General features: G+C 68.2%; 7 protein-coding genes. 6 read left to right on the top strand and 1 reads right to left on the bottom strand.

Annotation, left to right across the window (positions count from 1 at the left end):
• The 5 genes from D7Y11_RS40485 to D7Y11_RS40465 form a co-directional block, all read left to right on the top strand.
• Positions 1–1221, top strand: a 1221-nt coding sequence (locus D7Y11_RS40485) for a hypothetical protein (protein WP_126936339.1), incomplete at its 5' end; no start/stop codon positions are given.
• A gap of 14 nt (positions 1222–1235) precedes the next feature.
• On the top strand, positions 1236–1955 hold the full coding sequence (locus D7Y11_RS40480) for a VTC domain-containing protein (protein ID WP_120581397.1): 720 nt from the start codon (positions 1236–1238) through the stop codon (positions 1953–1955).
• Positions 1956–1961: 6 nt separating this feature from the next.
• The gene (gene tmk, locus D7Y11_RS40475) at positions 1962–3674 is read left to right on the top strand and encodes a dTMP kinase (RefSeq protein WP_126936338.1); all 1713 of its coding nucleotides are present in this window, start codon (positions 1962–1964) and stop codon (positions 3672–3674) included.
• Positions 3675–3679: 5 nt separating this feature from the next.
• Complete coding sequence (locus D7Y11_RS40470; RefSeq protein WP_120581401.1) at positions 3680–4390, top strand: DUF4956 domain-containing protein; 711 nt, start codon at positions 3680–3682, stop codon at positions 4388–4390.
• Entirely contained in the window at positions 4387–5196 is an 810-nt protein-coding gene (locus D7Y11_RS40465; protein ID WP_126936337.1) for a hypothetical protein, read from the top strand. The genes D7Y11_RS40470 and D7Y11_RS40465 overlap by 4 nt, the downstream gene beginning before the upstream one ends.
• Positions 5197–5572: 376 nt before the next feature.
• Here the strand turns inward: D7Y11_RS40465 and D7Y11_RS40460 are convergent, their stop codons facing one another.
• Positions 5573–6241, bottom strand: coding sequence for a hypothetical protein (locus tag D7Y11_RS40460; protein ID WP_126936336.1), 669 nt, complete (start codon positions 6239–6241; stop codon positions 5573–5575).
• 144 nt (positions 6242–6385) lie between these two features.
• Between D7Y11_RS40460 and D7Y11_RS40455 the strand changes: the two genes are divergently transcribed.
• Positions 6386–6805 (top strand): hypothetical protein, encoded by a 420-nt coding sequence (locus tag D7Y11_RS40455; RefSeq protein ID WP_199753935.1) that lies wholly within the window; start codon positions 6386–6388, stop codon positions 6803–6805.
• Positions 6806–7265 lie beyond the last annotated feature (460 nt).

Here is a 7265-nt window from a genome sequence, read left to right as displayed (position 1 = left end):
CTCCTGGGCCTGCCGGCGGTCGCGAGCGCGGCGCCGGAGCCGGACGAGGACGCGGCGGCGGAGGGAGTAGACCGGCCGCTCGAGGTGTCCGGAGACGACGACGCGAAGAAGCCGGCGGACGGGACAGGTGACGCACTGGAAGGCGCGGTGGCGCAGGCGATGCCTGGCGGTTCGCAGGGGCCCGTCATGGGTTCGCCGGAGCAGGTCTCCGAGCCGGGCGCGCCGGTGCCGGACGCGGCGGTGCCGGGCAAGAAGAAGAAGGACACGGGCCCCAAGGCGGACACGCTGGGCGAGGCGCCGGACGAAGCGGACAAGGTGGACGACAAGGGCGGGCCGCAGCAGCGGATCCGCGTGTTCGGCCGCGTGTTCGCGCGGGCCGCCGCGGACGAGCGCCAGAAGTACGAGCGCGACCTGGGCATCGAGTCCGCGCGAGTGGGCGTGGCCGCGTCGCTGTCCAACCTGGAAGCGGAGGTGAGCGCGGATCTCGCCTCCAAGACGATTCTCAAGGACGCGTTCGTGCGGCTGGCGGACGACGGCAAGCGCATGCGGCTGTACGCGGGCCGCTTCAAGTCGCCCTTCCTGCAGCGTTCGCAGGAGTCGGCGTGGCGGCTGCCCATCCAGGAGCGCGGACTGGTGGAGGACTACCTCACGGAGACGAACTCCCTGGGCGGGCGGCGTCTGGGCGTGATGGGCGAGATGCGGCTCAAGGCGGCGTGGGGCCTGAAGTTCTCCGCGGGCCTCTTCGAGGGCGGCGAGGACGCGACCGGGAAGCGGCTGAGCGAGGACGGCTCAGCGCGGCTGAGCATCCGTCCGTTCAAGTTCCTCACGCTGGGCACGAGCACGTACCTGACGCAGGTGATTGACGGGACGAAGCAGTACGCGACGGCGGCGGACGCGGAGCTGAACCTCTGGGGGCTGTCGTTGACGGGTGAGGCGTCGATGGGCCGGCTGGCGTTGGGGCCGTTCCAGTCGCAGTCGGTGCTGGCCTACTGGACGGTGCCGGTAGGCCACAACGGGTGGGCGGTGCAACCGGTGGTGGGAGCGGAGGCGCTGCAATTGCAGGGTGGCATCCAGGCGGAAGGGCATTCGGTGACGGGGGGGCTCAACGTGTTGTTGGCGGATTCGTTCAAGGCGCAGGTCCAGGCGGAGCGTGCGCTCCGGCCGGGGGACGTGACGCCCGCGCTCGAGCTGTCGGTGCAGCTCGCCACCCGCTTCCGTTGAGGAGACACCTGGAGATGATCTCATTCGTTGAAGGCGAAGTGACGAAGCTGCGGCGTGAATTCAAGCGCGTGCTGGAGGCCCCGGACGCCAAGTCGGTCTGCGCGAGGCTGTCGCAGGAGCTGGGCGGGTACCTGCCGCCGCCCACGCGCATCGTGTCGGTGTACTTCGACAAGCCGGGACATCCGCTGGCGATGCGCGCGCTGCGCACGCCGGACGACTGCCTCAAGGTGAGGACGAAGGAGTACTCGCCGGACGTGGGCGCGGCGGGCCGCGAGCGCGTGGTGCTGGAGGTGAAGCTCGAGCGTGGCGGGCTCACGCGGAAGCGGCGCGTGTGGGTGCCGCGCGCGGAGCTGGGCCGGACCCTCAAGGGCGGAGTGAGCCTGTTGCCGCTCATCGCGGGGGGAAGCCTGTCGCCGGTGCTGGCGGTGACGTACCGGCGGCACGTGTACCAGGTGTCGCAGGAGTGGCGGGTGACGGTGGACCGGGACATCGGCTTCCACGCCGTATCGCCGGAGCTGGCCCTGTCGCCCGTGGCGCTGACGGTGGAGCGGCTGGGGCTGCCCGTGTGGGAGGACTCGCGGGTGGTGGTGGAGGTGAAGCACCTCGGGGCGGCGCTGCCCGAGTGGCTGTCGGCCCTCAATCCGGGGGGAGCGACGGCGTACAGCAAGTTCGCGGAGGGCATGGCGCGGGTGCATGCCTTCACATCAGGTGGCGTTGGGGTCGTAGGGGGTTAGGGCACCGTGTTCATCGATTTCGAAGGCATTGACGGCAGCGGCAAGACGACGCTGTCCAACCTGCTCGCGGCCCGGCTGAAGCGGCTGGGCTACAAGGTCGCGCACGCGCGCGAGGGCGGCGAATTGCAGTCGCCCACCGCGCGGCGCATCCGCGACCTGACGCGCGACGCGAAGCTCCTGGAGATGGGCCCGCGCGCCGAGTTCTTCCTGAACCTGGCCCGTGACGCGCAGCAGTTGGAAGAGGTCATCGCGCCCGCGCTGAAGCGGGGCGACGTGTGCATCACCGACCGCTACCTGTACTCGCAGCTGGCGCTGACGGGCGGTGGGCGGGGCCTGAAGGAGGCGCAGCTGTTGCCCGCGTGCGAGCTGGCGTCGCAGGGGCTGTGGCCGGACCTGGTCATCCTGGTGGACGTCGACCCGGACCTGGCGCGGCTGCGCAAGCGGCTGGGCAAGGTGCAGAGCGGCAAGGAGAACGACGCGGACAGCCGCAAGGGACTGGTCGGCGCGGGGCTGGCGGTGCGCGTGCGCGAGGCGTTCCTGGCGCAGGCCCGGAAGGACCCTGCGCGGTGGATCATCCTGGAGAACAATGATCAGCCGCTGCGAGTGCTGGAGCAGCGCCTGGTGGACGCGGTGGTCGCGCGGCTGGAGGGACGTGAGCAGCCGGTGCAGCGGCTGGTCCCCGCCCCTCCCCCGCCGGCGCCGGGCGCGGTGTCCGTGGACGACGTGGAGGAGCGCTTCTTCCAGGCGGTGGACGGCCTGGAGGCGCGCGAGCCACAGCTGGCGGCGTGGCTGCTCAACGGCATCCCGGGCCTGCCCGCGCACCAGCGCCGGGTGGCGTACGCGGAGCGGCTGCCGGGCCTGGTGGCGCGTAGCCTGAATGGGCTGGATGACGACACGGCGTGGACGCTGCGCGACGTGCTGTCGGCGAGCGTGCCGGCGGACGTGGCGGAGGGTCTGGGGTTCGTGACGTCCCCGCGCTCGCACGCGTTGAGGCAGCGGCTGTACGCGCAGGCGCCGGCAGCGGTGCTGGAGGGGCTCAAGCGCCAGGACTCGCCAGAAGCGTGGGCGCTGCGCGAGCGGGGCCTGAAGGACGGCCACATGGCGGCGGTGCTGCTGGGCCTGGTGGGCGTGGACGGCGAGGAGTCCTGGGTGGTCCGCGAGGCGGGCATGCAGCGCAAGTTGTACTCGGAGGTGGCGCGCAGTCTGGGCGGACTGAGCACGGAGCGCGCGGAGGCGCTGCGCGATGCGCTGATTCCGCACGACCGGCTGGCGGTGCTGAAGAGCACCACGGGGCTGGAGACGCCGGTGGCGGTGGGCCTGCGCGAGCAGTTGGAGAAGGGAGCGCTGAAGCTGGTGCTGCGTTCGCTGACCGGCGTGGACACGCCGCGGGCCTGGGCGATGCGTGAGCGGGGCGCGCAGTCCACCAAGGAGGCGTTGGACTCCGTGGACGGAATGGATTCGCCGGCCGCGTGGAAGCTGCGGGCCTCCGCGGCGCGCCGGTGGCCGGCGACGGTGGTGTCGTCGATGCGCGGGCTGCCGCTGGTGGCGGAGACGCGGGCGCTGTTGGAGCGCATCCTGGAGGAGCAGGCCGGGAAGCTGCCGGTGCTGCGCAACGCGTACGCGGTGGTGGCGCACGCCCGAGCGCTGGAGCAGGCGCAGCGCCCGGCGCGGGCGCTGGCGGAGACGCTGGGAGTGGACGCCGGGCGGCAGGAGGCATGACGCCCATGGAGGGTCCGTTCGGTGCCCTGTTCCAGGACGTGGAGCAGGAGCTGCAGGCGCTGTCGATGGGGGCCATCCTCCCGCGGCTGGTGGCGGCGGCGGTGATTGGCGCGCTGTTGTCGTCGCGGCCGTGGCGGATGTTGACGGGCAAGCCGCTGCCGAAGGTGGAGATGGTGCAGGCGCAGATCCTCCTCTGCGCGGCGGCGGCGGTGATTACCGCGGTGATTGGCAACAGCGTGGCGAAGGCCTTCGGTCTGGTGGGCCTGGGCGGGTTCGTGCGGTTCCGCTCGGGGCTGAAGGACCCGCGCGACGCGGCCATCCTGTTCCTGGTGATTGGCCTGGGCATGGCATGCGGCCACGGGAACCTGGTGCTGGCGTGCGTGGGCACGGGGTTCGTGGCGGTGCTGCTCTTCGTGCTGGACCTGTTCGAGAAGAAGGCCGTGGCGACGAAGGAGGCCAGGCAGCGAATGGTGGTGTCCGCGCAGGCGGACGACCTGGTGCGAGCGGAGGCCACGCTGAGGGCGGCGCTGGGCGAGCGCAACGTGCTGGTGAAGAGCTGCGCGATGGACTTCTCCGCGCGGCGCGTGGAGCTGGAAGTGGAGGAGCCGGAGCCTGGAAGCCTGGCGGCGGCGTTGGGACGGACGGAAGGGGCGCCCTTGCGGGGCCTGCGGTGGACGGCGGTGAGCGCGAAGGGCGCGCGGGAGGAGACGGTATGAAGTTCAGGAAGCTGGCGGTGCTGTTCGCGGCGTGCGGAGCCTTCGCCGCCTGCGGTGGCGGTGGGGGAAGCCTGCCCACGGGGAATGATCCGGGCGCGCCCACGACGAATCCCGACGGCACGGTGGACCTGCCGGGCAACGCGGTGGACCCGGGCACGGGCGGCGGCACGAAGCCGGATCAGCAGGCGGAGATGACGACGCTGTGGCCGCTGACCACGGGCTCCACATGGACCTACCGCATCACGGATGACGTGGAGGGGGTCTTCAACAAGGTCGTGACGGTGCAGGGGCCGGAGACGGTGCCGGACACGACGATGACGGCCGTGAAGGTGCACAGCCGGCAGGACCGCACGAAGTCCGGCACGGTCTACGAAGAGAACTCCTGGCAGCTGGAGCTGACCAACGGCCTGGTGGTGCGCCTGCGCGAGGAGGACGTCACGGACGGCCTGGCCTCCAAGGCGACGACCTGGTCCCCGGCGATGATGAAATCCCTGGCGGCGACGCCGGCCTCCGTGCCCTGGGAGCACCAGGACAAGGTGCGTGAGCTGATCACCTACGCGGCGGGAGGAACGGAGGGGAAGGATCCGACCTACGTCTGGAAGGTGCTGGAGAAGGACGTCACGGTGACGACGCCCGCGGGCACGTTCACCAATGCCATCAAGGTCCAGCGCGACAAGCTGAACAAGAGCGGCGAGGTGAAGGAAGAGAAGCAGCGCCTGTACTGGCTGGTCCCCGGCGTGGGCAAGGTCCGCGAGGAAGGGGAACGCCTGGAGGAACTGGTGTCCTACGACGTGAAGAAGCCGTAGGCCGCGGATTCATCTGGATGGGATTGGAGTCCGGGTTGGCGCGAGGGATGCGCTGGCCCGGGCTTTCAGCTTGTTGAGGTGCCACACACTGTCTCGACGGCACAGAAGTCGCGCTCCACGCACGCACTTAGAACGCTGAAGCCGGACGTGTGCCTCTGGTCTCGCGATGCCACCTGAACCTGAACGCGCTTTTTGTTGTTAGCGAAGCGCCGGAGGCTGAAATGGGGGACAAGATGGTGCGCGCGGGGTTCGTTCTTTCCCTCGTGCCTACGGGACAGCCGGCTCTGCTGTACGTCAACGCGTCGCTCCCGGGGAGCAACTCCGGATGGATGCGTCGTCGCACAGAGGTCTCCTGTGAGCCCAGCGCACCAACTCACTACGAACCCAGCAGAGCAGCTTCGATAGCAGCCACGCGAGGAGAGTCAGCACGCCCAAAAACCCTGGCAGTCACCTGCCCGGCACCACCTACGTCTCCATCCTCGCGAACAAAGACGCCATCCCCAATCCACCACGCGAAGTATGGCCAATCCGAGGCCATCTCAACCAAGGAAAGCTCAAGGGCCGCGAACCGCTCACCGAACCGTTGCGGAAGTTTGACTTTCTTCACTCTAGAAGGGCGTGCTCCATACGCCACAGAGAACATAGCCATGTCTTCAAGATATTTTTCAACGAAACTGGCAGCAGGCCACTCTCCCAGATAGATGGCGCCATCCCCCCTCATATAAAGCGCATACTGCGCAGCCCGGAATGAGCCACAACTCACCAGGACATTCCCGTCGTCGTCCTCATTTGAAACAGGCCCGACAACACTGCCACTCCAGCTCTTATACCAAAGTCCTAGCGAAAGGACTTCTCCGGGGATGTCCAGAATCAGGCCGCCGAAGTCTCTCTGGAAACCAACAAACACCGACGGCTCAAGACCGGGCTCGTTCGCCAAGAGCCAAGACCGAACCGTCGCCTCATCATTCGGAACAGGATGAACCGATGCTGCTCGCAGGAGCCGCTGCGCTCTCTCCGAGAGCCTCCTCTGTTGCCAGCCCATCATGGGACACCTCTGGCGCTCTGTGGCGCAACCTAAGGCTCTGTCTGACCGAACTGCGCTCCATCCGGGAACGCACCTCTACCTTACTCGCTCGAACAATACGCACACACAGGCTTTATTGTGAGGAGGAAGGAGGACTCCTGGCAGTTGGAGCTGACCAACGGCCTGGTGGTGCGGCTGCGCGAGGAGGACGTCACGGACGGCTTGGCCTCCAAGGCGACGACCTGGTCCCCGGCGATGATGAAGTCCCTGGCGGCGACGCCCCCTGCCTCCGTGCCCTGGGAGCAGCCGGACAAGGGGCGTGAGCTGATCACCTACGCGGCGGGAGGAACGGAGGGGAAGGATCCGACCTACGTCTGGAAGGTGCCGGAGAAGGACGTCACGGTGACGACGCCCGCGGGCACGTTCACCAACGCCATCAAGGTCCAGCGCGACAAGCTGAACAAGAGCGGCGGAGTGAAGGAGGAGAAGCAGCGTCTGTTCTGGCTGGTCCCCGGCGTGGGCAAGGTCCGCGAGGACGGGGAACGCCTGGAGGAACTGGTGCCCTACGACGTGAAGAAGCCGTAGGCCGCAGATTCATCTGGATGGGCTTGAGGCCCGGGTTGGCGCGAGGGATGCGCTGGCCCGGGCTTCGCATTTCCACACACTCCCATGAAAAGCGCAACCCATTAACAACCCCCAAATAAATGTCAAAACAGAGGCGACGCAGTACCATGACGTAGCAGAGACGAGGAATCCGAAGTGGCCGTCGTCCCTGCACTCATCGTGACCTTGAAGGCCGCGCAACTGGTTCTTCCAGCCCAGCGCGCGTTCCGCGACCCAACGATAGTTTCCGAGCCGCTTCTTGGACTCGACGCATGGACTGGCAATGGGGGCGGCGATCTGAAGGATCCCCTCATTTAGTACGACTTGGTCACATCAAGAATGCGTGAGGGTGGGCGGACTGTTCCCCCTGCATGACACCGACGCAACTGAAGCGGTTGGAGGGGGAGCTGGAGAGCTTCCTCGAGTCGATGTTCTCGGGCCT

It is taken from the genome of Corallococcus sp. AB018, assembly GCF_003986945.1.
GTDB classification, from domain to species: domain Bacteria; phylum Myxococcota; class Myxococcia; order Myxococcales; family Myxococcaceae; genus Corallococcus; species Corallococcus exiguus.
Note: the sequence above shows the minus strand (reverse complement) of the source record. Positions and strands in the feature narration are given on the sequence as shown.